The organism is Micromonospora sp. AMSO12t (assembly GCF_008806585.1).
Taxonomy (GTDB): Bacteria; Actinomycetota; Actinomycetes; order Mycobacteriales; family Micromonosporaceae; genus Micromonospora; species Micromonospora reichwaldensis.
In genome coordinates this window covers 1-464 of record NZ_WAAS01000613.1, presented here as the reverse complement: position 1 = coordinate 464, position 464 = coordinate 1, and the positions used below count along the sequence as shown (strand labels likewise).

Sequence of the window (464 nt, the reverse complement as noted above, 5' to 3'; positions counted from 1 at the left end):
TGCACGGACCCGCAAACGTTAAAAACATCGGCTGCACCCCCTTCCCCTACCACTCGGATCAAGCGTTCTTCAACGTCCGCGCCGGCATCCCGATCATCGATGCCCTGTCCCAATCTTCCGACCTGCTGTCCCTCGCCAAATCCTTCGCCGAGGACGCCGCCTTCATCAAAGACACCGACCGCCATGCCTGGGCTGCGCATTACCTGACGGTGATGGGCAAGGCTTTGCTTGATGATGTGATCCAGGCATTGATACCGCGACCTGCGCGCACGAAGACCGAGTCTGAAACAGAGATACCTGAAAGCCTGTAGAGGTTTAAAGATCAAAAGATCGCAGCCTCCGGCAGCTCCTACATGGAATGCGAAACCTGTAGGAGCTGCCGAAGGCTGCGATCTTTTGATCTGAAGTTGCCGCCCACAAAAAAGCCCCCGCCAGCCACAAGGCTGACGGGGGCTTTTCAGTGG

General features: G+C 57.1%; 1 protein-coding gene. It reads left to right on the top strand.

Features of this window, described 5'->3' with window-relative positions; all coding sequences use genetic code 11:
• A partial coding sequence (locus F6X68_RS33195) for a DUF3077 domain-containing protein (RefSeq protein ID WP_151457889.1) occupies positions 1-311 on the top strand: 311 nt, incomplete at its 5' end.
• Positions 312-464: the final 153 nt, after the last annotated feature.